22 protein-coding genes and 1 pseudogene are annotated in these 22,907 nt (G+C 74.2%); 13 read left to right on the top strand and 10 right to left on the bottom strand.

The features are described from left to right. Window positions 1-76: 76 nt before the first annotated feature. Window positions 77-3,595 carry an FxSxx-COOH system tetratricopeptide repeat protein gene (fxsT, locus tag ACIRRS_RS35105; protein WP_402979977.1) on the bottom strand — a complete coding sequence of 1,173 codons (3,519 nt, stop codon included), beginning with the start codon at window positions 3,593-3,595 and terminating at the stop codon, window positions 77-79. Window positions 3,596-3,604: 9 nt separating this feature from the next. Between fxsT and ACIRRS_RS35100 the strand changes: the two genes are divergently transcribed. Next, complete coding sequence (locus tag ACIRRS_RS35100; RefSeq protein ID WP_402979974.1) at window positions 3,605-3,769, top strand: hypothetical protein; 165 nt, start codon at window positions 3,605-3,607, stop codon at window positions 3,767-3,769. A gap of 65 nt (window positions 3,770-3,834) precedes the next feature. Here the strand turns inward: ACIRRS_RS35100 and ACIRRS_RS35095 are convergent, their stop codons facing one another. After that, the gene (locus tag ACIRRS_RS35095) at window positions 3,835-4,341 is read right to left on the bottom strand and encodes a hypothetical protein (RefSeq protein ID WP_402979971.1); all 507 of its coding nucleotides are present in this window, start codon (window positions 4,339-4,341) and stop codon (window positions 3,835-3,837) included. A gap of 162 nt (window positions 4,342-4,503) precedes the next feature. Here ACIRRS_RS35095 and ACIRRS_RS35090 point away from each other — a divergent pair. The 3 genes and pseudogenes from ACIRRS_RS35090 to ACIRRS_RS35080 all read left to right on the top strand — a co-directional run bounded on the left by ACIRRS_RS35090 (window position 4,504) and on the right by ACIRRS_RS35080 (window position 8,472). After that, window positions 4,504-5,081: pseudogene (locus ACIRRS_RS35090) on the top strand (HAD family hydrolase). Between the two features lie 72 nt (window positions 5,082-5,153). Further along, complete coding sequence (locus tag ACIRRS_RS35085; protein ID WP_402979968.1) at window positions 5,154-5,882, top strand: VIT family protein; 729 nt, start codon at window positions 5,154-5,156, stop codon at window positions 5,880-5,882. Window positions 5,883-5,967: 85 nt separating this feature from the next. Next, window positions 5,968-8,472, top strand: a complete 2,505-nt coding sequence (locus ACIRRS_RS35080) for an ATP-dependent Clp protease ATP-binding subunit (RefSeq protein ID WP_402980040.1) — start codon at window positions 5,968-5,970, stop codon at window positions 8,470-8,472. A 43-nt stretch (window positions 8,473-8,515) separates the two neighbouring features. Here the strand turns inward: ACIRRS_RS35080 and ACIRRS_RS35075 are convergent, their stop codons facing one another. From ACIRRS_RS35075 to ACIRRS_RS35065, 3 genes are all read right to left on the bottom strand, one after another. Beyond that, complete coding sequence (locus ACIRRS_RS35075) at window positions 8,516-9,382, bottom strand: metallophosphoesterase family protein (RefSeq protein ID WP_402979965.1); 867 nt, start codon at window positions 9,380-9,382, stop codon at window positions 8,516-8,518. 112 nt (window positions 9,383-9,494) lie between these two features. Further along, complete coding sequence (locus ACIRRS_RS35070) at window positions 9,495-9,761, bottom strand: DUF4190 domain-containing protein (protein WP_402979962.1); 267 nt, start codon at window positions 9,759-9,761, stop codon at window positions 9,495-9,497. Window positions 9,762-9,848: 87 nt separating this feature from the next. Next, window positions 9,849-10,004, bottom strand: a complete 156-nt coding sequence (locus ACIRRS_RS35065; RefSeq protein ID WP_402979959.1) for a hypothetical protein — start codon at window positions 10,002-10,004, stop codon at window positions 9,849-9,851. A 130-nt stretch (window positions 10,005-10,134) separates the two neighbouring features. Between ACIRRS_RS35065 and ACIRRS_RS35060 the strand changes: the two genes are divergently transcribed. From ACIRRS_RS35060 to ACIRRS_RS35035, 6 genes are all read left to right on the top strand, one after another. Beyond that, entirely contained in the window at window positions 10,135-10,764 is a 630-nt protein-coding gene (locus tag ACIRRS_RS35060) for a TetR family transcriptional regulator (protein ID WP_402979956.1), read from the top strand. A 130-nt stretch (window positions 10,765-10,894) separates the two neighbouring features. Further along, window positions 10,895-11,722 carry a trypsin-like peptidase domain-containing protein gene (locus ACIRRS_RS35055; protein ID WP_402979953.1) on the top strand — a complete coding sequence of 276 codons (828 nt, stop codon included), beginning with the start codon at window positions 10,895-10,897 and terminating at the stop codon, window positions 11,720-11,722. 283 nt (window positions 11,723-12,005) lie between these two features. Next, window positions 12,006-13,439 carry a S28 family serine protease gene (locus ACIRRS_RS35050; protein ID WP_402980037.1) on the top strand — a complete coding sequence of 478 codons (1,434 nt, stop codon included), beginning with the start codon at window positions 12,006-12,008 and terminating at the stop codon, window positions 13,437-13,439. Between the two features lie 114 nt (window positions 13,440-13,553). Then, window positions 13,554-14,171 (top strand): TetR/AcrR family transcriptional regulator, encoded by a 618-nt coding sequence (locus ACIRRS_RS35045; protein WP_402979950.1) that lies wholly within the window; start codon window positions 13,554-13,556, stop codon window positions 14,169-14,171. Next, entirely contained in the window at window positions 14,155-15,789 is a 1,635-nt protein-coding gene (locus ACIRRS_RS35040) for an acyl-CoA dehydrogenase family protein (RefSeq protein WP_402979947.1), read from the top strand. Before ACIRRS_RS35045 ends, ACIRRS_RS35040 begins: the two co-directional genes overlap by 17 nt. Further along, window positions 15,786-16,727 (top strand): amidohydrolase family protein, encoded by a 942-nt coding sequence (locus ACIRRS_RS35035; protein WP_402979944.1) that lies wholly within the window; start codon window positions 15,786-15,788, stop codon window positions 16,725-16,727. Before ACIRRS_RS35040 ends, ACIRRS_RS35035 begins: the two co-directional genes overlap by 4 nt. Here the strand turns inward: ACIRRS_RS35035 and ACIRRS_RS35030 are convergent. Further along, window positions 16,720-17,523 (bottom strand): inositol monophosphatase family protein, encoded by an 804-nt coding sequence (locus ACIRRS_RS35030; RefSeq protein ID WP_402979941.1) that lies wholly within the window; start codon window positions 17,521-17,523, stop codon window positions 16,720-16,722. The two genes, ACIRRS_RS35035 and ACIRRS_RS35030, sit on opposite strands and share 8 nt — an antisense overlap. 92 nt (window positions 17,524-17,615) lie before the next feature. Between ACIRRS_RS35030 and ACIRRS_RS35025 the strand changes: the two genes are divergently transcribed. Both ACIRRS_RS35025 and ACIRRS_RS35020 read left to right on the top strand, forming a co-directional pair. Beyond that, window positions 17,616-18,599: an Lrp/AsnC family transcriptional regulator gene (locus tag ACIRRS_RS35025; protein ID WP_402979938.1), complete on the top strand. Its 984-nt coding sequence runs from the start codon at window positions 17,616-17,618 to the stop codon at window positions 18,597-18,599. 94 nt (window positions 18,600-18,693) lie between these two features. After that, on the top strand, window positions 18,694-19,116 hold the full coding sequence (locus tag ACIRRS_RS35020) for a hypothetical protein (RefSeq protein ID WP_402979935.1): 423 nt from the start codon (window positions 18,694-18,696) through the stop codon (window positions 19,114-19,116). Here the strand turns inward: ACIRRS_RS35020 and ACIRRS_RS35015 are convergent. The 3 genes from ACIRRS_RS35015 to ACIRRS_RS35005 all read right to left on the bottom strand — a co-directional run bounded on the left by ACIRRS_RS35015 (window position 19,113) and on the right by ACIRRS_RS35005 (window position 20,820). Further along, the gene (locus tag ACIRRS_RS35015) at window positions 19,113-19,928 is read right to left on the bottom strand and encodes a helix-turn-helix domain-containing protein (protein WP_402979933.1); all 816 of its coding nucleotides are present in this window, start codon (window positions 19,926-19,928) and stop codon (window positions 19,113-19,115) included. The genes ACIRRS_RS35020 and ACIRRS_RS35015 overlap by 4 nt on opposite strands. A 64-nt stretch (window positions 19,929-19,992) precedes the next feature. After that, on the bottom strand, window positions 19,993-20,475 hold the full coding sequence (locus ACIRRS_RS35010) for a DUF2269 family protein (protein WP_402979930.1): 483 nt from the start codon (window positions 20,473-20,475) through the stop codon (window positions 19,993-19,995). A 201-nt stretch (window positions 20,476-20,676) separates the two neighbouring features. Then, on the bottom strand, window positions 20,677-20,820 hold the full coding sequence (locus ACIRRS_RS35005) for a hypothetical protein (RefSeq protein ID WP_402979927.1): 144 nt from the start codon (window positions 20,818-20,820) through the stop codon (window positions 20,677-20,679). A 100-nt stretch (window positions 20,821-20,920) separates the two neighbouring features. On the opposite strand from ACIRRS_RS35005, the gene ACIRRS_RS35000 reads away from it, so the two are divergent. Beyond that, on the top strand, window positions 20,921-22,012 hold the full coding sequence (locus ACIRRS_RS35000) for a DUF5937 family protein (RefSeq protein WP_402979924.1): 1,092 nt from the start codon (window positions 20,921-20,923) through the stop codon (window positions 22,010-22,012). Here ACIRRS_RS35000 and ACIRRS_RS34995 read toward each other — a convergent pair. Next, window positions 22,009-22,725 (bottom strand): 4'-phosphopantetheinyl transferase family protein, encoded by a 717-nt coding sequence (locus ACIRRS_RS34995; protein WP_402979921.1) that lies wholly within the window; start codon window positions 22,723-22,725, stop codon window positions 22,009-22,011. The two genes, ACIRRS_RS35000 and ACIRRS_RS34995, sit on opposite strands and share 4 nt — an antisense overlap. Between the last annotated feature and the right edge of the window lie 182 nt (window positions 22,726-22,907).

Here is a 22,907-nt window from a genome sequence, read left to right as displayed (position 1 = left end):
GATTGTGCTGCGGGGCTTCCGGCGTTGGCGCGGGCTCGGGGCGGTGGCGGGTCAGCGGCGGGTCCGCGGGGCGGGGTCAGACCGGTTGGGATTCCAGGTCGCGGTCGATGGGGCGGTGGGTGTGGGCGGTGAGGGTGTCGGGGTGGGTGGGGCCGAGGTGGTGGGTGAGGGTGGTGAGGGTGTGGGTGTGGAGGGTGGCGGCGTCGGCGGGGTGGCCGAGGGCGTGGAGGGTGAGGGCGAGGTTGGCGGTGCAGACGAGGGTGTCGGGGTGGTCGGCGCCGTAGCGGGTGCGCAGGCCGGTGGCGGCGAGGCGTTGGAGGGCGAGGGCGTCGCTGTGGCGGCCGACGTCGTTGTGGGCGTTGGCGAGGTTGGTCATCGCCTTGAGGGTGAACGGGTGGTGGGCGCCGACGCGTTCGCGCAGGGCGGCGACGGCGGCCTCGCCGCGGTCGACCGCCGCCTCGGGTTCGCCGCTGGTGCGCAGGTAGAGGGCGAGGTTGGCGGCGCAGAGGAGGGTGAAGGGGTGGTCGGGGCCGAAGAGGCGGTGGTGGGCGGCCTGGACCTGGATGGTGAGGGCGCGGGCGGCCGCGTTGTCCCCGGCGGCGCTGTGGTCGGCGGCGAGGTTGATCGCGCAGATGAGGGTGTCGGGCGCGTTCTCGCCGTACCGGCGCAGGAGGCGCTCGTACGTGACGGCGTTGGTGGCGCGGGCCTCCTCCAGCAGGCCGGCGCGGCGCAGGGAGACGGCGAGGGAGGTGGCGTTGCGCAGGTTCTCGGGGAGTTCCGGGTCCTGGATGGTGGCGAAGCCCTCGCTGGACTCCCGTAGGAGTTCGATGGAGCCGGGGAAGTCGCCGAGGTCCCTGAGGTCTCGCGCGAGGCAGTACTTGGTGACGAGGGTCCAGGGGTGCAGCGGGCCGAGGACGGCCGTCTGCCCGTCGAGGGTTTCGAGGTCGAGGTCGAGGGCGGCGCGGCTGTCGCCGACGAGCCGGTGGTCGATGGCCAGGTTGTGGGCCATGGCCAGGGTGCGGTCGTTGTGGCGGCCGAAGAGCCGCAGGAAGTGGGCGTGGGTCTCGACGTCGAGGGCGAGGGCGTCCTCGAAGCGGCCGAGGCAGCGGCGGTCGGCGGCGAGGGAGCCGGCGGTCATCAGGGTGTGCCGGTGGTGTTCGCCGAGGACGGCGCGCTGCCCGGCCAGCACGGCCTCGTCCAGGGCGAGCGCCTCCTCGTGCCGACCGAGGGAGCGCAGGATGTTGGCGCGCTGGAAGCGCAGCCGCAGGTGCTGGGGGTCGTTCTCGCCGAGGTGTTCGGCCCACAGGGGGAGCAGGGCGACGGCGAGGTCGTCGGCGTGCCGGTGGTCGCCGCGGCGCCACAGGTAGCGCACCCGGTCGATGAGCAGTTGGCGGGGTTCGGGCTGGTCGCACTCCTCGACGCCGGAGGCTCCGAGGTGCGGCCAGATCTCCTCGATGACGGGCCAGTCGGCGGGCCCGGTGTCGTCCCCGGCGGCGGGGCGGGCCCCGGCGAGGACGAGGTGGACGTCGTGCCGGGCGGCGCGGCGTTCGGCCTCCGTCATCTCGGAGCGGATGACGGCCTGGACGAGCCGGTGCAGCTGGACGGTGCGGCGGGTGGCGTCGACCCGGGCGAGCGAGTAGCGGCCGATCGCGCGGATCGCCCCGGCGAGGGCGAGCGGGCCGTCGATGCGCTCGTCGTAGCGGGCGAGCGCGTCGACCATCGGCTTGCTGTAGAAGAGCCGCATGGCGATGGGCTCGGGGGCGAAGAACGCGCACAGCTGCAGCAGCCGGGCGGCCGCCGGGGCCTCGGTGCGCAGCCGGGTGATGGAGACGCTCCAGGTGGTGGCGACGGAGGCCGGGTACCCGACGGGGCGGTCGAGGGCGAGGGCCCGGGAGGCGGCGCTGCGCAGCTGGGCGAGGTAGTCGTCGACGGGCATGCCGGTGGCGTCCAGCCAGGCGGCGGCGACCTCGACGGCCAGCGGCAGGTCCCCGAGTTCGTCGGCGACGAGGTCGGCGTCCCGCGCGGTGAGGCCGGGGGCGCGCCGGCACAGGTGCTCGACGCTCTCCCGGCGGGTGAACACGTCGACGGCGAAGGCCTCGGCGATCCGGTTCCAGCCGGGGTTGCGGGAGGTGACGAGGACGTGCCCGGAGCCGCCGGGCAGGAAGGGCTGGATCTCGGCGGGCTCGTCGGCGTTGTCGAAGACCAGCAGCCAGCGTTCGGCGGGGGCTCCCCGGCGCAGGGCGGTGAGGGCGGCGTCGGAGGCCTCGGTGACGGAGTCGCCGACGGGCAGGCCGAGTTCGCGGGCGACCTTGGCCAGCGCGGTGGGGATCAGCTCAGGCTGCTCGGCGTCGATCCACCAGACGAGGTCGTACTCGGCCTTGAACCGGTGGGCGTACTCCAGCGCGATCTGGGTCTTGCCGATGCCGCCGAGCCCGAACAGGGTCTGGGAGCTCGGCAGGACGGCGGCCACGCCGCCGCCGAGGCGGCGGTGCAGGTGGTCGAGGACCTCGCGGCGGCCGGTGAAGGCGGACTGGCGCAGCGGGGCCTTGAAGTGCGCGCCGCCGGAGCCGGGCCAGCGCAGCCCGGTGAGGTCGGGCACGCGCGGGGCGCCGCCGAGGGCGTCGAGCAGTGCGGCGGCGGCGCGGGTGCCGTCCGGGCCGGTCAACTGGACGCCGGGGAGGGTGCGGTGGGCGGCGAGCGGGGAGACGCCGTCGATCCGGCCGACCACGACGCGGCCGGTGGCGGGGGCGGGCGGCCTGGGCGAGCGCAGGGAGGCGGGGGAGACGAGCAGGACGGTGCGGTCCGGCGACTCGCTCGCATCGGAGCCGTCGGCCGGCTCGGGGACGGGGGTGAGGCCGGCCCGGGTCAGCACGGCCTCGACCCACCGGGCCCAGACCACGTCCTCCGGTGCGTACCGCAGCGCCACGGCGGTGTCGGCCGGGCCCGGGGGCGCGCACAGGGGGCAGGCGGTGGTCGGCCGCCCCGTACGGGCGGGGCCGTGGCGCAGCCCGTACGGGTGCGGCGGCGCGGCGGTGGCCTCGTCGACCAGCCGGTCCGCGAGTGCGGCCAGCCGGGCGGGGTGGCCCGCCTCGCCCTCGGCGAGGGTGCCCAGCTCCGGCGCGGGCGCGTGGAGGTCGTGGACGGCGAGGCGGTCGGCGAGGAAGCCGACGGCTTCGGCGGCGGTGAAGTGCCCGACGGGGACGTGGCTCTGGCGCCGCATCCGCAGCCGCTGCGAGCTGCTGCGGGTGGTGACGAGGACCCGGCCGGTGGCGGACGGGGCCGGCCGCAGCTCGGCGAGGTCCGCCGGGGTGTCCAGCCCGTCGAAGACCACCATCCAGCGGCGGTCGGTGGTGTTGAGCCAGGCGAGCAGGCGGTCGGGGCCCTCCTCGGCGGCGCCGGGCCCGCCGAGCCGGGCGACGGCGTGGGCGTAGGCGTGCAGGACGGCGGCCCGGCTGGAGGCGTCGATCCACAGGACGACGTCCAACTCGCCCGCCTGGAGGGCGAGATGGACGAGGTGTGCGGCCGCCTGGGTCTTGCCGGTGCCGGCCGGGCCGCTCAGCAGGGCGGAGCCGCCCTGGGCCAGGCGGCCGTCCACGGACGGGCGGTGGCGGTAGCAGTCGGCGGGCGCGGGCACGGTGCCGAGCTGGACGGGGCGGTCGGGCCGGTCGGGGGCCGGGGCGGCTGCGCCGCCGTACAGGTGGACGTGGTCGACGTGCCCCGCGAGGACGCCGCGGTGGTTGGTGACGTCCCGGCCGGCGCCGACGCCTGAGGGCTGGTGCTCGTGCTGCGCCTGGCCCGCCCGTTCGGCGGGGTCGTGCTCGTCTCCGGAGCCGGTCAGCGCGGGGCCGGCCCCGGCGGGGTAGGGCGGTCGGTGCCCCCGAACACGATGCCGCCCTCGACGTCGCGGGCGATCACGCCGCTGTTGTGGACGTCCCGCCCGGCGGCCACGCCGCCGTCGGAGGCCTGCACCCCGGGCGCGGGCTCCCGGCCTTCCTCCGCGAGGGTGAGCAGTGCCCTCAACTCCCTGACGGCCTCGGCCTGTTCCTCCGCCGGGAGGTCGCCGAGGAAGACCTGCAGCCGGTCCGTCCAGCGGTCGCGCCAGCGCTCGGCGGCGGCGGGCGCGCCTTCGGCGGCGGCCAGTTCCCGGCCCGTCTCGTCGAGCCGCTCCCGCGCGGCCAGCTCGGCCCGCTCCTCCTGCTCGGCCCCCGACCGCCCCCGGCGCCACAGCCGGGCCACCCGCTCCCGCACGGCCGACCACAGGTCGGTCCCGGCGGCCTGGACGATCCCCGTGGCCGCGGCCACGGTCAGCGCGCTCAGCTCCTCGGGCAGCATTCCCGGCAACCCCCTTGTCCTGTCCGGTGAGTGTTCGCTCCCGGAGTGACGGTCGGTCAACTCCCATGGTTCCCACGGAGAGCACGGACTGGAACATCCGTTTGGGGCCCCGCCCGCACGGGTTTCGCGCGGTGGTGGTACGAAGGTGCGGTGACCAGGGGATTCGATGCGGTGTTGTGCGACGTGGACGGTGTGATCCGGTTCTTCGACGGGGCCGGGGTGGCCGCGCTGGAGCGGGAGGCGGGGCTGGAGCCGGGGAGCGTGGCGGCCGTCGGCTTGCGCCGGAGGTGGACCTGCCGCTGCTGCTGGGCCGGATCACCAAGGCGCAGTGGGTGGAGTCGATCGCGCGCGGGCTGGAGCGGGCGGTGGACGGCGAGCGGGCCCGGCGGCTGGCCCAGGCGTTCGCCGACTCGCCGTTCCGGGCGGACGGGGAGGTGGTGGCCCTGCTGCGCCGGGCGCGGGAGCACGGGCCGGTGGTGCTGGTGACCAACGCGACGCGCTGGCTCGGCGAGGACCTGGCGTCGATGGGCCTGACGGACCTCGCGGACGCCGTCGTGAACAGCTCGGAGGTGGGCAGCGCCAAGCCGGACCGGCGGATCTACGAGATCGCCGCCGAACGCGCCGGAGTGGCCCCGCACCGCTGCCTGTTCGTCGACGACCGCGAGGAGAACGTCGAGGCCGCACGGGCCCTCGGCATGACCGGCGTGCTGTACCGGGGGCCCGAGGACCTGCGCCGGGCGCTGGGCTGAACGTGTGAGTCGCCCCGCTGGCGGCCTCCCGGGAAGCGGGCGAGGATCGGGGCACCGACCCCGAGGAGCACGATGGCCCAGCAGACGGGCGAGCAGACGGGCGAGCAGACGGGCGAGTCGCGGGCGCGGCTGGCGTCGAGGCTGAACTGGCTGCGCGCCGCGGTGCTCGGTGCCAACGACGGCGTGGTGTCCACCGCGGGCATCCTCACGGGCGTCGCGGGCGCGGCCGGCTCGCGCACGGCGCTGCTGGCCGCCGGGGTGGCGGGGCTGCTGGCCGGGGCGATGTCCATGGCGGCCGGCGAGTACGTCTCCGTCAGCACCCAACGCGACACCGAGCGGGCCGCGTTGGCCAAGGAGCGGCGCGAACTGGCGGAGGACCCGGAGGGGGAGCTCGACGAGCTCACCGACTACTACCGGGGCAGCGGCCTGGGCGACCCGCTGGCCCGCGAGGTGGCCGTGGCGCTCACCGAGCGGGACGCGCTCGGCGCCCACGCGCAGAGCGAACTCGGCATCGACCCGCAGGCGTTGACCAACCCCTGGGAGGCGGCCCTGGCGAGCGCCGCCGCGTTCACCCTGGGCGCCCTGGTGCCCCTGCTGGCCGTGCTGCTGCCGCCCGAGTCCTGGCGGCTGCCCGTGACGGTGGCCTCCGTGGTGGCCGCCCTGACCCTCTCCGGCTGGGGCAGCGCCCGCCTCGGCGGCGCGGGCGCCCGGCGGGCGGTGCTGCGCAACGTCCTGGGCGGGCTGCTGGCGATGGCCGTGACGTACAGCGGCGGCGTGCTGCTGGACCACTTCACCGCCTGAGCAGGCCCTTCGCTCGACAGGCGGCGCCGACGGCCCTGTGTTTGTGTGGCAGCAAACCGCTTGGGAGAGGTGAATCGCCGTGACCATGCCCCCGTTCGGATCGAACGATCCGTTCTCCGACCTGCTCAGCCGGTTCTTCGGGATGAGCCCGCTGGCCTCCCCGCCCGCCGTGCAGAGGGTGCCGATCGGGCGGCTGCTCAGCGAGTCCTCACAGGAGCTGCTGGCACTGGCCGCGCAGCGCGCCGTGGAGGACGGCACCAACGACCTGGACACCGCGCACCTGGCCTGGGCGGCCACCCGGGTGGACCCCTCGCGCCGGATGCTGGAGCGCGCGGGCATCGACCCGGACCAGATCGCCGAGGACCTGGAGCAGGCCCTGCCCTCCGGCCCCGGCGCCGTGGAGGGGCAGCCCGCGCTCACCCCCTCCGCCAAGCGCGCGCTGCTGGCCGCGCACGCCCGCTCGCAGGCGGCCGGCGCCTCGTACATCGGCCCGGAGCACATCCTCGGCGCGCTGCTGGACCAGGAGCGCTCCGGCGGCGGCGCCGCGCTGCGCAACGCGGCGCCCTCGCAGGAGGCGCTGAAGACGGTGCTGGACGGCCGGGGCGTCGGCGGCGAGCGCAGCAGCACGGGCGCGCAGCCGAGCGAGACCCCGACCCTGGACGAGTACGGCCGGGACCTCACCGAGGAGGCGCGCTCGGGCAGGCTGGACCCGGTGGTCGGGCGGGCCGAGGAGATCGAGCAGACCGTCGAGATCCTCTCCCGCCGCACCAAGAACAATCCGGTGCTGATCGGCGAGCCCGGCGTCGGCAAGACCGCGATCGTCGAGGGGCTGGCGCAGCGGATCGTCTCCGGGGACGTCCCGCGGAGCCTTGCGGAGAAGCGGGTCGTCTCCCTGGACCTCACCGCGCTGGTCGCCGGGTCCAAGTACCGGGGCGAGTTCGAGGAGCGGCTGAAGAACGTGATCGACGAGGTCACCGCCGCCGAGAAGAGCGTGATCCTCTTCCTGGACGAGCTGCACACCGTGGTCGGCGCGGGCGGTGGCGGCGAGGGCTCGATGGACGCCGGGAACATCCTCAAACCCGCCCTGGCGCGCGGCGAGTTGAGTGTGGTCGGCGCGACGACCCTGGACGAGTACCGCCGGCACGTGGAGAAGGACGCCGCGCTGGAGCGCCGCTTCCAGCCGGTGCTGGTGCCGGAGCCGAGCGTGGAGGAGACGATCGAGATCCTCCAGGGCCTGCGCGACGCGTACGAGGCGCACCACCAGGTGCGGTTCAGCGACGAGGCGCTGGACGCCGCCGCGACGCTCTCCGACCGGTACGTCAGCGACCGCTTCCTGCCCGACAAGGCGATCGACCTGCTCGACCAGGCCGGTGCGCGCGTGCGGTTGCGCAGTCTGAGCGGCTCCACCGAGGCGACGTCCGTCCACGACCGGATCACCAAGCTCAAGCGCGAGCTGGACGAGGCCGTCGCCGACGAGGAGTTCGTCCGCGCCGCCAACCTCAAGACCGAACTGCGGCAGACCGAGGACGAGTTGGCGGCGATCGCCGAGTCCCGCGAGGAGGTCGTGGACGTCACCGCGAACGACATCGCCCAGGTGCTCTCCTCCCGGACGGGCATCCCCGTCGCCGAGTTGAACGCGACGGAGAAGGAGCGGCTGCTCAACCTGGAGGCCCACCTGCACGAGAAGGTGATCGGCCAGGACGAGGCCGTCACCGCCGTCGCCCAGGCCGTGCGCCGGGGCCGCGCCGGGATGGGCGACCCGGACCGCCCGACCGGCTCCTTCCTCTTCCTCGGCCCGACCGGAGTCGGCAAGACCGAGCTGGCCAAGGCCCTGGCGGCGCTGCTCTTCGGGGACCCGGACCGGATGATCCGCTTCGACATGAGCGAGTTCCCGGAGAAGCACACCGTCTCCCGGCTGGTCGGCTCCCCGCCCGGGTACGTCGGCTACGAGGAGGCCGGGCAGCTCACCGAGGCGGTGCGCCGCAAGCCGTACAGCGTGCTGCTCTTCGACGAGGTGGAGAAGGCGCACCCGGACGTCTTCAACCTGCTGCTCCAGGTGCTGGACGACGGCCGGCTGACCGACTCCCAGGGGCGCACGGTCGACTTCCGCAACACCGTGGTCATCATGACCAGCAACATCGGCTCGCAGCGCATCCTCGACCACGCGGGCAACGTGGAGGAGATCCGGGACGACCTGATGAGGGACCTGCGCCAGCAGTTCCGGCCCGAGTTCCTCAACCGGATCGACGAGGTGATCGTCTTCCACGCCCTCACCCGCAAGGACCTGCTCTCCGTCGTCGACCTGCTGCTGGACCGCACCCGGCGCCGGCTGCGGGCCCAGGACGTGGAGCTGGACGTCACGGATGCGGCCAAGGAGTACCTCGTCAACCGGGGCTACCAGCCGGAGTTCGGCGCCAGGCCGCTGCGCCGCACGATCCAGTCGGAGCTGGACAACCGGATCTCCAACCTGCTGCTGGACGGCACCGTCCGCGAGGGGGACACCCTGATCGCGGACACGGGCGACGGCGAGCTGACCGTCACCCTGGCCCGGCCGGAGGCGTCGGCGGCCTTCGAGGAGGCGAACGCCTGATCCCCGGGACGCACCCCCCGCCGTCGCGGGGGGTGCGCCCGTGTCACGCGCCCGGGAAGACCTCGCGCAGCAGCGGGTCCGGCAGCCCGCGCTTGCGCCACTCGCGCGGGTACCCGAGGGAGACCTCCTCGAAGGGCACCCCGTCGTACACCGTGCGGCGCGGGATGTGCAGGTGGCCGTAGATCATCGCGGCGGTGGGGAAGCGCAGGTGCCAGTCGGCGGTCAGCTCGGTGCCGCACCACTGGGCGAACTCCGGGTACCAGAGGATCTCGGTGGGGGTGCGCACCAGCGGGTAGTGGTTGACCAGCACCAGCGGGACGGACGGGTCGCAGGCGGCCAGGCGCTCGGCGGTGAGCCGGACGCGCTCGCGGCACCAGGAGTCGCGGTCGGGGTACGGGTCGGGGTGGAGCATCCGCTCGTCCGCGCAGACGATGCCGCTCTCGTACGCGGCGGCCAGCGACTCCTCCTTGGTGCTGGTGCCGGGCGCGCGGAACGAGTAGTCGTACAGGAGGAACAGCGGCGCGACGCGGACGGGCCCGCCGGCGCCGGTCCACACGGGGTACGGGTCCTCGGGGGTCAGGACGCCCAGGCGGCGGCAGAGGTCGACGAGGTGCTCGTAGCGGGCGACGCCGCGCACCGTCACCGGGTCCTCCGGGTGGGTCCACAGCTCGTGGTTGCCGGGCGCCCAGATCACGCGGGCGAAGCGCTCGGCGAGCAGGCCGAGGGCCCACTCGATGCTAGCGGAGTGCTCGGCGACGTCCCCGGCGACGATCAACCAGTCGTCCGGGTGGCCGGGTTGGAGCTTCTCGACCAGGTCCCGGTTCTCCTGGTACGAGATGTGCAGGTCGCTCACCGCGAGCAGGCGCCCGCCGTCCGCCGGTGTCGTGCCTCTGTGCTCGTCGGTCGTCACTGCCGCCCCCTGTGGTCACCCGGCCGTCTCACCCGCCACCCTACGGCGCGCGGGGTCCGGGGGAGTGAACTCCGGTGAAGCGTCGGGATCTCAGGCGCGTCTCAGGCGCGTCTCAGGAGTGGATGTCGATCAGGACGCCGTGCGAGGTGGCGGTGGTGACGGCCAGGATCACCAGCGAGGCGACGCCGAGGCAGAGCCCGAGGACGGCCCGGGCGCGCCGGCGGGTGCCGCGGACGAGGGCGAGGGCGCCGAGGACGACGGCGATCGGGCCCAGGACGATGTTGAACAGGAGCAGTCCGGGCAGGCCGAGCAGGAAGGAGGCGACGGCCAGGCCGTCGGCCTCGGCGGCGTCGGTGCGGGTGCTGACGGCGGTGCTCATGACGGTGGGTCCTCTCCGTGCAGTGGGGCGGGGTGCTCCGTGGGGCGGGGTGCTCCGTGGGGTGGGGTCTCCGTGGGGCGGGACGGCTCAGCGCTGCCGCAGCCGGGCGATGCCCTCGCGGGCGCCGAAGGCGAGCAGCCAGGCGGTGATGGCGGCGGAGGCGGTGAGGAAGACCGGGAGCGAGGTGTGCGCGGCGGTGCCGATCAGGACGCCCATGGCGACGAGGGCGGAGAACAGGATCACGGCTGACTCCTCCGACGGTGCCGGGCGCTGTGGACGGCGGCACCGATTTCGGTTGACAAGTGTTCACTGACTTCGGGCCTCACTGTACGCCGAGTGGCGCGACTCGGCAAACAACTGTTTACTGAATGGCGTGAGTCACACCGTGGGGGCCAGGCAGGCCCAGAAGCAGCAGAGCCGCCGCGCCCTGATGGACGCGGGCCTGCACCTGCTGGCCGAGCAGAACCTGGCGGGCCTCGGCGTGCGCGAGGTCACCCGCGGGGCCGGGCTCTCCCCGGCCGCCTTCTACCGCCACTTCCCCGACCTCGCCTCGCTCGGTGTCGCCCTGGTCGAGGAGTCGCTGGCCAGCCTGCACGTGATGATCCGCTCGGTGCTCGCCGAGGCGGGAGGCGCCGAGGAGCTGATCGACCGCGCGGTGACGGTGATCGAGCGGCACGTGCGCGAACACCGGGCGCACATGCGGTTCCTGACCCGCGAGCGGCACGGCGGCGTCCGGCAGGTGCGCGAGGCGATCGAGGCCGAACTCGGCGGGTTCGCCTCCGAGGTGGGCGAGGCGCTGGCGCTGCAGCCGCCGCTGCCGGGCTGGGGCGCCGAAGAGCTGCGGATGCTCGCCGAACTGTACGTGGACCACATGGTCTCCATGGCCGCCGCCTTCCTGGAGGCGCTGGAGTCCGATCCGGGCCGGGTCGAGCGCATCGCCGCCACCGCCCGGATGCAGTTGCGCCTGATCAGCATCGGTCGGCGCCACTGGCACGGGAGTTGACGGGTTTGCGGTTCGCGCCGGAAGGGCAGTGAGTGGCCCGATAGCACTGCGTGCCAGGTCTTGTGGTGACTCTTGACAGTGGGTCATGTCCGCGACAGGTTTGGTGGACCCCCACACCGAGAGGTCTCTCATGAAGAAGCCGCTCATAGGCACGTTCGCCGCGCTCGTCCTCGCCGGAGGAACCGCTCTGACGGGTGCGGCACCCGCCCAGGCCGACCCGGTCGGCGCCGTCACCTTCGCCGGGACGGTGGCGCTCAGCAACTGCTCCGGTTCGGTCGTCCGGATGCCGAACTCGGCCCCGACCGACCCGGCGCTGGTGCTCTCCAACGGGCACTGTCTGGAGACCGGCATGCCCGGCCCCGGCCAGGTCGTCACCAACCAGGCGTCCAACCGCACGTTCATCCTGCTCAACCCGGACGGCAGCGACCTCGCGACCCTGACGGCGACCCAGGTCGTCTACAGCGCGATGACCGACACCGACGTGACGATCTACCAGCTGAACACCGACTACGCCACGATCCAGTCGCAGTACGGGATCGCGCCGCTGACCGTCGCCGACACCCACCCCGTCCAGGGCGCCGACATCCGCGTCGTCTCCGGGTACTGGAAGAAGATCTACTCCTGCTCGGTCGACGGCTTCGCGTACCAGCTCAACGAGGCGGACTGGACGTTCAAGGACTCCGTCCGCTACACCCCGAGCTGCGACGTGATCGGCGGCACCTCCGGCTCCCCGGTGGTCGACGCCTCGACCGGCCTGCTGGTCGCTGTGAACAACACGATCAACGAGAACGGCGAGTCCTGCACGCTCAACAACCCCTGCGAGGTCGACCAGAGCGGCGGGGTGACGGTGCACCAGGGCATCGGCTACGCCCAGGAGACGTACCTCATCCCGGCCTGCTTCGGCCCGGGCAACCAGCTGGACCTGACGCTGCCCAACTGCGTCCTGCCCCGCCCCTGAACCCGATGAACCCGTGAACCCGATGAACCCGTGAACCCGAAGGCCCGTCGAGCACGGCAGGCGTGCCCCTGACCGGCGCCTTCACCCCGATGGGCCACCCGCGACCCGGCGGGTGGCCCATCCGGCCGTCTACCGGACGGCCACCGCACCGCCCGCACCGCACAGTCGTGACCACCACGGCGCCGTTCATGTCCGTTGACCAGATGGAGAGTTGATGAGCACCAAGTCGATAGCCAGGTTCCGAGGTCTGATGGTCACCGCCGTGCTGACCCCGGTCCTGGTGATGGGCGGGGGCCTGGCGGGCCCCGCGCTGGCCGCGGACGGCGGTGCGGCCGCGGCCGCCCACGGCCACAGCCCCGCCGACGACCCGAACGCCGACATCAAGGACCGCCTCGCGGCGATCCCCGGCGTGACGATCACGGAGGAGAAGCCGACCACCACCGGCCACCGCTTCTTCGTCGCCACCTACACCCAGCCCATCGACCACTTCCGCCCCTGGCTGGGCACCTTCCAGCAGCGCTTCACCCTGCTGCACCGCGGCTACGACCGCCCGACCGTCTTCTACACCAACGGCTACACCCTGGGCACCACGCCCTCGCGCACCGAGCCGACCCGGCTGGTGGACGGCAACCAGGTCTCCATCGAGTACCGCTACTTCACGCCCTCGCGCCCCGAGCCGGCCGACTGGACCAAGGCCGGCATCCGCCAGCAGGCCGCCGACTCCCACAAGCTGGTGACCGCCCTCAAGCGGATCTACGACCAGGAGTGGCTCTCCACCGGCGCCAGCAAGGGCGGCATGTCCTCCACCTACTACCGCCGCTTCTACCCGGACGACATGGCGGGCACCGTCGCGTACGTGGCGCCGAACAACACCAACGTGGACGACTACTCCGCGTACAGCACGTTCTTCCAGACCGTCGGCACCCCCGAGTGCCGCAGCCGCCTCGCCGCCGCCCAGCGCGAACTGCTGGTGCGCCGCGACCGGATGGAGACCCGCTTCGACGCCGCCAACAAGGCCGCCGGCTCCACCTTCACCACCGTCGGCAGCGCGGACCGCGCCTACGAGGGCGGCGTGCTGGACACCGTCTGGTCGTTCTGGCAGTACAGCCTGGAGGCCGACTGCGCCAAGGTCCCGGTGGCGGCCACCGCGAGCGACGACGAGCTGTTCAACTGGTACGACGCCCAGGTCGGCGCGACCGGCAACAGCGACCAGGGCCTGGCGAAGTACACCGCCTACTACTACCAGGCGGCCACCGAGCTGGGGCAGCCGTTCTTCGACGTCTCGAACATCAAGGACCTGCTGCACTACGACTACAAGGAGCTGTACTCCGCGCGCTCCTACATCTCCAAGGACGTCAACGTCCCCGCCTTCAACCCGTACGCGATGCGCGACATCGACCGCTGGGTGAAGCGCGACGCCGAGCGGATCATCTACGTCTACGGCGGCAACGACCCGTGGGGCGCCAAGCCGTTCCGCCCGGACGAGGAGAACGACAGCTTCGTCTACACCGTGCCCGGCGGCAACCACGGCTCCAACATCGGCAAGCTGCCGGCCGCGGAGTCGGCCGAGGCGACCGCCAGGGTGCAGCAGTGGGCGGGCCTGGGCGACCAGGCGGCGGCCGCCAAGTCGCTGACGAAGTCCCCGCAGTCCGTCCCGGCGTTCGGGCCGCTCGACGTCGAGGGCCAGAAGCTGGAGCAGGAGCACCGGCCGCTGTAACGCGGTAACGCTGCAACGCGCCGTACGTGAGGAGGCCACCCCCGAGCAGCGGGGGTGGCCTCCCCGCGTTCCCGGGTCCTTCCTGAAGTGCTGAATCAGTGCTTCAATGCTTCCATGGCCTACCGACGCACCCCCGCCGTCCAGGCACGCCTGGACGCCCAGCGGGAGGCCGTGCTCCAGTCGGCCGTGCTCCTGCTCGCGGACCGCGGCTACGGCGGCTGCACCATGGCCGCCGTCGCGGACCGCGCCGGGATCGCCACCGGCAGCCTCTACCAGCACTTCGCCAACAAGGCCGAGCTGTCCGTCGAGCTCTTCCGCCGGGTGGTGAGCCGGGAGATCGCCGCCGTCCACGAGGCCGTCGCCCTCCGGGACGATCCGCTGCGGCGCGTGGCCGCCGTCGTCGAGACCTTCGCCGCCCGCGCCCTGCGCGCGCCCCGGCTGGCGTACGCGCTGCTGGTCGAGCCGGCCGACGCGGTGGTCGACGGCGAGCGCCTCGTCTTCCGGCGGGCCTTCCGCGACGTGATCGCCACCGAGATCGCCGCCGCCGTGGCCGACGGTCAACTCCCGCGCCAGGACCCGGTGCTGACCGCCGCCGCCCTCGTCGGCGCCGTCGGCGAGGCGCTGGCCGGACCGCTCGGCGACCCCACCGAACGGGCCGCCTCCGAGGTGGTCCCCGCCCTGGTCTCCTTCACCCTGCGTGCCCTGGGAGGACGCGATGACAGCGACGCATGAGGTCACCAACCAGGTGCCCCTGCCGTACGGACACGACACCGCCGCCGATCCGACCCTGCTCGACGCCCTGCACCGCGCCGGCGCCGACTGGGCCGAGCCCGAACTGCGCGAACTCGGCCGCCTCGCCGGCTCCGAACAGGCCGCCGAGCACGGCCGGTCGGCCAACGAGAACCCGCCCGTGCTGCGCACCCACGACCGCTTCGGCCACCGCGTCGACGAGGTCGAGTTCCACCCCTCCTGGCACGAGCTGATGCGCACCGCCGTCTCGTACGGCCTGCACGCCGCGCCCTGGCGCGACGACCGGACGGGCGCGCACTCCGCCCGCGCCGCGAAGTTCTACGTCTGGGGCCAGGTCGAGGCCGGCCACACCTGCCCGGTCTCGATGACCTACGCCGCCGTCCCCGCGCTGCGCCACAACCCCGCCCTGGCAGCGGAGTTGGAGCCGCTGCTGGCCGCGAAGGAGTACGACTTCGGGCTGCGCGAGCCGCGCACCAAGCGCGGGCTGATCGCCGGCATGTCGATGACCGAGAAGCAGGGCGGCTCGGACGTCCGCACCAACACCACCACCGCCACCCCGCAGCCGGACGGCACCTACCGGCTCACCGGGCACAAGTGGTTCACCTCCGCGCCCATGTCCGACCTCTTCCTGACCCTCGCCCAGGCCCCCGGCGGGCTCAGCTGCTTCGCACTTCCGCGCGTCCTGCCGGACGGCAGCCGCAACCGGCTCCAGCTGATGCGGCTCAAGGACAAGCTCGGCAACAAGTCCAACGCCTCCGCCGAGTTGGAGTACGACGGCGCCGTGGGATGGCTGGTCGGCGAGGAGGGCCGGGGTGTGCCGACCATCATCGAGATGGTCAACATGACCCGCCTGGACTGCACCCTCGGCGCCGCCTCCGGCATCCGCCAGGCCACCACCCGGGCCGTCCACCACGCCCTGTACCGGCGGGCGTTCGGCAAACCGCTGGTCGAGCAGCCGCTGATGGCCAACGTGCTCGCCGACCTGGTCGTCGAGTCCGAGGCCGCCACGATCGTCGCCATGCGGCTGGCCCAGGCCACCGACCGCACCCTCGCCGGGGACGAAACCGAGGCGCTGGTAAGGCGGTTGGGCCTGGCCGCCGCCAAGTACTGGGTCTGCAAGCGCGGCCCCGCGCACGCCGCCGAGGCGCTGGAGTGCCTGGGCGGCAACGGTTACGTCGAGGAGTCCGGCATGCCCCGGCTCTACCGCGAGGCGCCCCTGGTCTCCATCTGGGAGGGCTCCGGCAACGTCGCCGCCCTGGACGCGCTGCGGGCCATGGCCAAGCGCCCCGAGACCGTCGACGCCTTCCTCGGCGAGCTCGACTCGGCCGCCGGGGCCGACCACCGGCTGGACGCCGCCGTCGCCGGCCTGCGCAAGCAGCTGGGCGACCGGACGGACCTGGAGTACCGCACCCGGCGCCTCGTCGAGGCCATGGCGCTGGCCTTCCAGGGCTCCCTGCTCGTCCGGTACGGCCACCCGGCCGTCGCGGACGCCTTCTGCGCCACCCGCCTCGCGGGGGGCGGGGGTTCGGCCTTCGGCACCCTGCCGACCGGCGTGGACACCGCCGCGATCATCGACCGCGCCCGTCCGGTGCCGGCGTGAGCGCCCAGGAGGCCGTGGCCGTACGGGAGTTCTGGCAGGGCCTCGGCCTGCCCGGGCTGATCGACGTGCACACCCACTTCATGCCGAAGAACGTCCTCGACAAGGTGTGGGCCTACTTCGACGCGGCCGGCCCGCTCGTCGGCCGCCCCTGGCCGATCACCTACCGCGAGGCGGAGGCCGAACGCGTCGCCCGGCTGCGGGAGTTCGGAGTCCGGGCGTTCACCTCGATGCTCTACCCGCACAAGCCCGGCATGGCCGGCTGGCTCAACGCCTGGGCTGCCGACTTCGCCGCCCGCACCCCGGAGTGCCTGCACACCGCCACCTTCTTCCCCGAGCCCGGGGCGGCGGCCTACACGGCGCGGGCGATCGAGGAGGGCGCCCGGGTGTTCAAGGCCCACCTCCAGGTCGGCGGCTACGACCCGGCGGCGCCCGAACTCGACGAGGTGTGGGGCCTGTTGGCCGACACCGGCACCCCCGTGGTCACGCACTGCGGCTCCGGCCCCGTCCCCGGCAACCACACCGGCCCCGGCCCGATCGGCGAGGTGCTCAAGCGCCACCCCGACCTGGTCCTGGTCGTCGCCCACCTCGGCATGCCCGAGTACGCCGGGTTCCTCGACCTCGCCGAGCGCCACCCGGCCGTCCGGCTGGACACGACCATCGCGTTCACCGACTTCGCCGAGGCCGACGTGCCCTTCCCCCGGGAGGAGCTGCCCCGGCTGCGCGCGCTGCGCGAACGGGTGCTGCTCGGCAGCGACTTCCCCAACATCCCGTACCGGTACGTCCACCAGCTGGAGGCGCTGGCCGGGCTGGGGCTGGGGGAGGAGTGGCTGCGGGCCGTCTGCCACGACAACGCGGCGGGGCTGTTCGGCCTCGACCTCGGCCGCGGCCACGGCCTCGAACACGGCGTCAACCTCGGCCCCGACCTCGGCGTCAGCTGACCGTCCGCAGCACCTCCAGCGCCCGCGCGTGCAGCCCGGGCGCGGCGGCGAGGAAGCTGTCGGAGCCGGCCGTCCAGGCCGCCCCGGCGGCGTCCGTCACCGCCGCGCCCGCCTCGCGGGCGATCAGGGCGCCGGGCAGCAGGTTGCCCGCGTCCACGCCGTACTGCCAGAACAGCGGCAGGTGGCCGGAGCCGACCTGGGCCACCTGGAGGGCCGTCGGGCCGAGGTTGCGTACGGCCAGCACCTCGCCCGCCATCGCGGACAGCGACTCCCCGGCGCGGCGCAGGGCCGTCGCGTCCCGCGCGACCGTCGGCGGCTGGCTGGTGGCGGCGACGGTGATCGCCAACTCCCGCTCCAGCGGCGCGATCGGGCGCCTGTCCAGCTGGGCGCCGTCGCCCAGCACCGCCCGGTACGTCCGGCCCCGGCCGAACAGCTCCGGGGCGTGCACGACGGCCAGCTCCGCCGCGCCGTCGCGCACCAGCGTGGCCGTCACCGCCCAGTGCGGTTGCCCCAGCAGGTACTGCACCGCGCCGTCGGTGGCGTCGCAGACCCACCACTCGCCCTCGGCGGGCACCGAGCCGTCCAGCTCCTCGGGCAGCCAGCCGGCCGCCGGGTACAGGGCGGTGAGCAGCTCGCGCAGCTCGGCGGCGGCCGGGCCGTCCACCGCCGCGAAGGCGGCCGCCGCCTCCTCGGCCGTCCGCGCCGCGACCGGCTCGACGGGCCGGCGCGCCACCAGCCCCGCGCCCACGGCGCGCACCGCCGCCTCCACGCCCTCCGCCATCGTCCACAGGTCCATCGTCGTCCTCCTCCTCGTCGGTAGGACAAGGAGTACCGTGTGGGCTGCCGATCAGGACGTCCCCTGCCAGTGAATGACGGAGAACGGACATCATGGACCTCTCAGCGACCGATCCGGACAGCCCGCTGGACCCTCTCGACCGCCGCCTGGTCTGCGCCCTCCAGCTCGACGGACGGGCCGAGCCCGGCCGCCTCGCCGAGGTGCTCGGCGTCTCCGCCCGGACGGTCACCCGCCGCCTCTCCCGGATGCGGCAGACCGGCGTGCTGCGGGTCGTGCGCCTCCCCGATGTCGAGGACGACGCCGTCGGCGCCCTGCTGCTGCGCGTCCGGGTGCTGAGCGGCACCGTCGACGCCGTCGCCCGCGCCCTGGCCGACCGGCCCGACGTGCCCTTCGTCGACGTCCTCCTCGGCGGCCAGGAGATCGGCGCCGTGATGCTCACCGACGCCGGCTCCCGCGACCGCCTGCTGTACGGGCAGCTACCCGCGACCAGCGCCGTCACCGAGACCACCGCCCACGCCGTGCTCCACGCCTTCGCCGACGCCTCCCAGTGGCAGGCGGGCCACCTCACCGCCTCGGAGGCCGCCGCCCTCGCCCGCCCCCGGCCGCCGCGCCCCGCCGTACGGCCGCCGCTGGACGAGCTGGACCGCGCCCTGCTCGACCGCCTCGGCGAGGACGCCCGGCAGTCCCACGCCGCCCTGGCCGCCGCCGTCGGCGCGCCCGAGTCGACGGTGCGCAGGCGCCTGCACCGGCTGGACGGGCTGGGGCTGCTGCGCACCCACGTCACCGTCGATCCCCGGCTCCTCGGCATGGCCGTGGACGCCAACCTCTGGCTGGACGTCCCGCCCGGTCGCCTCGCCGAGGTGGGCGAGGCCCTGGCCGGCCACCCCCAGGTGCACGGCGTCTTCGCCACCAGCGGCCCGACCAACCTGCTGGCCACGCTCTTCTGCCCGGACCACCCGGCCCTCTACCGCTTCCTCACCGACACCCTCGGCCCGCTGGGCGTCACCCGTGCCGAGACGACGATCACCGCGCGGGCGGTGAAGCGGGCGGGCGTGGTGCTGCGGGGGCGGCCCTGAACCGCCATGACGTGGGAGGTAATCGACGCCCGCCGCCCCTCCCGGCAGGCTGGGGGCATCCCCACCGGAACTCCCGTCAGGAGGCGAATCCGCCGTGTCCGCGCACGCGACCACCCCCGCACCCGCCCTCTCGCCCTGGACCGTCCGCGGCACCCTCGCCCTGGACGCCGCGGTGACCGGCGCCAACGGCCTGGCCTACCTGGCCCTCTCCGGCCCGCTCGGCGGCCTGCTCGGCCTGGGCCGCTCCACCCTGTTCGGCCTCGGGTTCTTCCTCACCGCCTACGCCCTGCTGGTGGCCGCTCTCGCCGCCCGCCCGCGCCCGCACCGCCTCGCCGTCCTGGCCGTCGTCGACCTCAACGCCGCCTGGACGGTGCTCAGCCTCGCGGCCCTCGCCACCCGGCTGGAGCCGACCACCGCGGGCGCCGTCTGGATCCCCGCCCAGGCCGCCGTGGTGGCCCTTTTCGCGGGCCTCCAACTCGCCGCCCTGCGCCGGGAGTCCGGGGGGTCCGGGGCCTAGGGCCGCACCTGGGAGCGCAGGTAGCGGGCCGTCCGGTCGTCCGCCGGCAGGAAGGTCTCGATGGCCAGCTCCGAAACCGTCACGTCCAGCGGGGTGTTGAAGGTCGAGATGGCCGACAGGAAGGACAGCACCAGCCCGTCGTGCCGGATCCGCAGCGGCAGCGCGAACGGGGAGGGGCCCGTGGCCTCCGCCGGGTCGTCGCCCTCCGGTTCGGGGTAGCCGAGCGCCTCCTCGTACAGCCGCCGCAGCGTCTCGGAGCGGACCAGCTCCAGCTGCCGCTCCATCCGCTCCAGCAGGTGCCGCCGCCACTGCCCGTGGTTGACGATCCTCGGCGCCAGCCCGTCCGGGTGCAGGGCGAGCCGGATCGCGTTGGGCGGCGGCTCCAGCAGGTGCGGGGCGACGCCCTCCAGCAGCAGGGCGCTCGCCCGGTTCGCCGCCAGGACCCGGAAGGCGCCGTCGACGACCAGCGCCGGGTACGGGTCGTGGGCGGCGAGCAGCTGCTCCACGCCGTCGCGCAGCGCGTCCATCGACGGGTCGTCCAGCGGCGTCTCGGCGTAGTGCGGCGCGTAACCGGCCGCCAGCAGCAGGGCGTTGCGCTCGCGCACCGGGACGTCCAACTGCTCGGCCAGGCGCAGCAGCAGCTCCCGGCTCGGCCGGGAGCGCCCGTTCTCGACGAAGCTGAGGTGCCGGGCGGAGGAGTCCGCCCGCAGCGCCAGCTCCAGCTGGCTGAGGTGGCGCCGCTCGCGCCAGCCGCGCAGCAGCGGGCCGACGCCGGTCCCTGTGGGGCTGCCCATGCCCGCCGTGATCGTCATGGTCGAGGACGGTACTCGAACGAGCCCGGCGTACGGGAGGGCGCCTCCCCGCGCGGGGCGCTTCTCAGGCGCCGGTGGTGGAGCCCGGGCGGATGATCATCAGCACCACGACCACGGCCCACAGCAGGTTGAACACCCCGGCCGTCATCGGCAGCAGCCGCAGGCCGCTCACGGCCTTGCCGTGCTGCTCGTCCTCCGGGGCCAGCTCCAGGGCGTCGACGGCGGCCTGCTGGCCGGGCAGGACGAAGAGGAGCAGGGAGAGGCCGGCGATCGCGGTGAGCACCATCGAGACGATCAGCCAGGACTGCCCCAGCACGCCCATCACCTGCGCGACGCCGATGCCCAGCACCGGGACGGACACGCCCAGCAGCGCGTAGACCTGGGTGATCCGGTGCAGCACGCGCAGCACGCCCGCCTCCCCGGCGGCGTCCGGCCCGCCCGCGAGCGCGGCCTTCGCCCGGCGCGGGAACATGCTGACGGCGACGGCGACCGGGCCTATGAACAGCACCGACACGAGGACGTGCAGGCTCAGCAGGAACTTGGCCACGGCGGGGCACCTTCGATCGGTCCGGGGGAGGGGGCGCGGGCGCGGGCCCGCGAGCAGGCACGCTAACACCTGCTTATCCGCTCATCGGCTCGTGGGAGTCCGGCTGCGGCCGTCGGGCTGTGGGAGTCCGGCGGTGGGAGCCCGGCTGCGGGAGTCCAGCTGCGGGAGCCCGGCTGCGGGAGCCCGGCTGCGGGAGCCCGGCTACCGCAGGCGCAGCGCCCGGCGGATCCGGTCGAGGACCGTCCGCAGCACGGCGAGGTCGTGGGTGCCGGGCAGGGGAGGGGCGGGCTCGCCGTGCCGGGCGGCGCGGTGGCTGTCGAGGAGCTGCTGCTGCAGTGCGTTCATGCCCCCACCCTGCGTGCGGGGCGGGCCCGAGGTCCCGTGGATTGACGGCCCTGGTCAAACGACGCGACACCCGCCCCACCCGACCCGGCACCATGGTGGGGTGAGCGTGACCATCGACATCACCGGACTGCCGCCCGAGCGGATCCTCTTCTGCCCCTCTCCGCTGGCCGAACTCGCCAACGCGCTGCACGCGCTGGCCGAGCCCGCTCACCACCCCAGGCTGCACGCCTGGACGACGGCGACCTCCGCCGCGCTGGAGCCCGAACTCGCCGACCGGCTGATCGAGGCCGACTTCATGTGGCGCTCGACCCGCTCCGACATCCTGATGCCCGCCCGGCCCCGGGAGACCCTCGCCGAGGAGCTCGACGACCTCGACCACCTGGACGACGAGACCTTCATCGGCTCGGCCCTGGAGATCTCCTGCAGCAGCAGCCTCTACACCCGGGGCCTGCTCTCACCCCTGACCGACGCCTGGTCGCGCCGCCGCGCGCTGGACCTGGCGGCCGCGCGCGGCCCGCGCCAGGCGGCCTTCGTCGAGCGGGCGCTGGCCGACCCGACCGGCACCCGCGCCTGGATCCGGCGCCTGCTGGAGGACTGCGAGCAGGCGTTCTTCGCCGACGCCTGGCGCCGCGTCCACGTCCAGCTCGCGGCAGACGCCCGGCACAAGACCGACCTGCTGCGCCGCAAGGGCCTGGCCGAGGCGCTCGCCGCCGCGTCCCCCGTCCTGAGCCTGGAGGAGGACGGGCAGGGCCGCCGGATGGTCGTCGACAAGCTGGTGCACGGCCGCACCGACGCCCGGGGCACCGGCGTCACCCTGGTGCCCACCGTCTTCGGCTGGCCGCACTTCTTCGCCCTGTACGCGCCGGGCTGGCAGCCCGTGATCCAGTACCCGGCCGCCGCCCACGAGGTCGGCGGGGCCGAGTCCGTCGAGGCGGTGAAGCTGCGCCTGGAGGCGCTGACCCACCCGATGCGGATGAGCCTGTGCCGCCACCTCGCGCGCGGCGCGTACTCGACCAGCGAGCTGGCCGACTCGCACGACCTCACGGCCCCCGAGGTCTCCCGCCACCTCGCCGTCCTGCGCAAGGCCGGGCTGCTCACCACCCGGCGCCGGGGCCGGTACGTGCTGCACCAGCTGGACCTCTCGGTGGTGGTCCGGATCGGCAGCGACTTCCTGGAGTCCGTGCTGCGCTAGAGGTTCACGAGGTCCAGGACCCGCGGCGCGGCGGTGGAGACGGCCGCGACGGCGGCGTCGTGCTCCCGGTCCGTCCAGTCGAGCAGGTGCAGGTCCTCGTACCGGCTGCGCAGCGGCGCGCCGGGCGGGACGTCCAGGGGGAGGGCGGCGAGGTCGAGCGTGCCGAGGGTGTCCAGGCGGGCCCGGCCGATCTTGATCAGCGACTCCTTGCGCACCCACTGCCGCAGGAAGGCGAGGTCCGGCTCCGCGGCGGCCTCGACGGCGGCGAGCTCCCCGGGGGTGAGCACCCGGCGGGCGACGGCGCGCAGCGAGCCGCCGCGCACGGCCAGTTCGACGTCCACGCCGATCGGCTGGAACCCGGCTCCGGCCGCGACCACGCCCCGGGTGTGGGAGAGGGTCACCTCCACGCCGGGGTGGTCGGGCAGGTACGGCTTGCCGTGGTCGGCCAGCCCGCAGTCGGGGCACTCCTGGGCGAGCACGACCGAGGCGGTCGGCACGCCGAGCAGCCGGGCGGCGCAGAGCCGGACGAGGACGTGCCCGGCGGTGTAGTCGGCGCGTGAGGTGTCGTGCCGGAAGCGGGCGGCGCGCTCGCGCTCCATGGCGGTGAGCAGGTGTTCGCCCGCCTGTTCCCCCGCCTCGGGGTGCCGCAGCACGGCGTCCGTGGACGCGACGGCGACGAGCGGGGCGCTCCGGTCCTGGGCCTCGGTGGTCATGCCCCCAACCTAGCCGGACCCGTCCTCGGCCGGGGATTCCGGCCCGGGCACGGATTCCGGCTGCGCCGTTCGGCTGACTTTCGCAAACGACCTGAGGGTCTGTAGGGTATGAATCGTCCGATTTGGGGTTGGATGCACCGAATCTGTGGGATCGCCAGCAGATCACACAGAATGCGGCAGGT

This window comes from Kitasatospora sp. NPDC101183, from assembly GCF_044767945.1.
GTDB lineage: Bacteria > Actinomycetota > Actinomycetes > Streptomycetales > Streptomycetaceae > Kitasatospora.
This window is presented reverse-complemented; position numbering and strand designations above follow the sequence as displayed.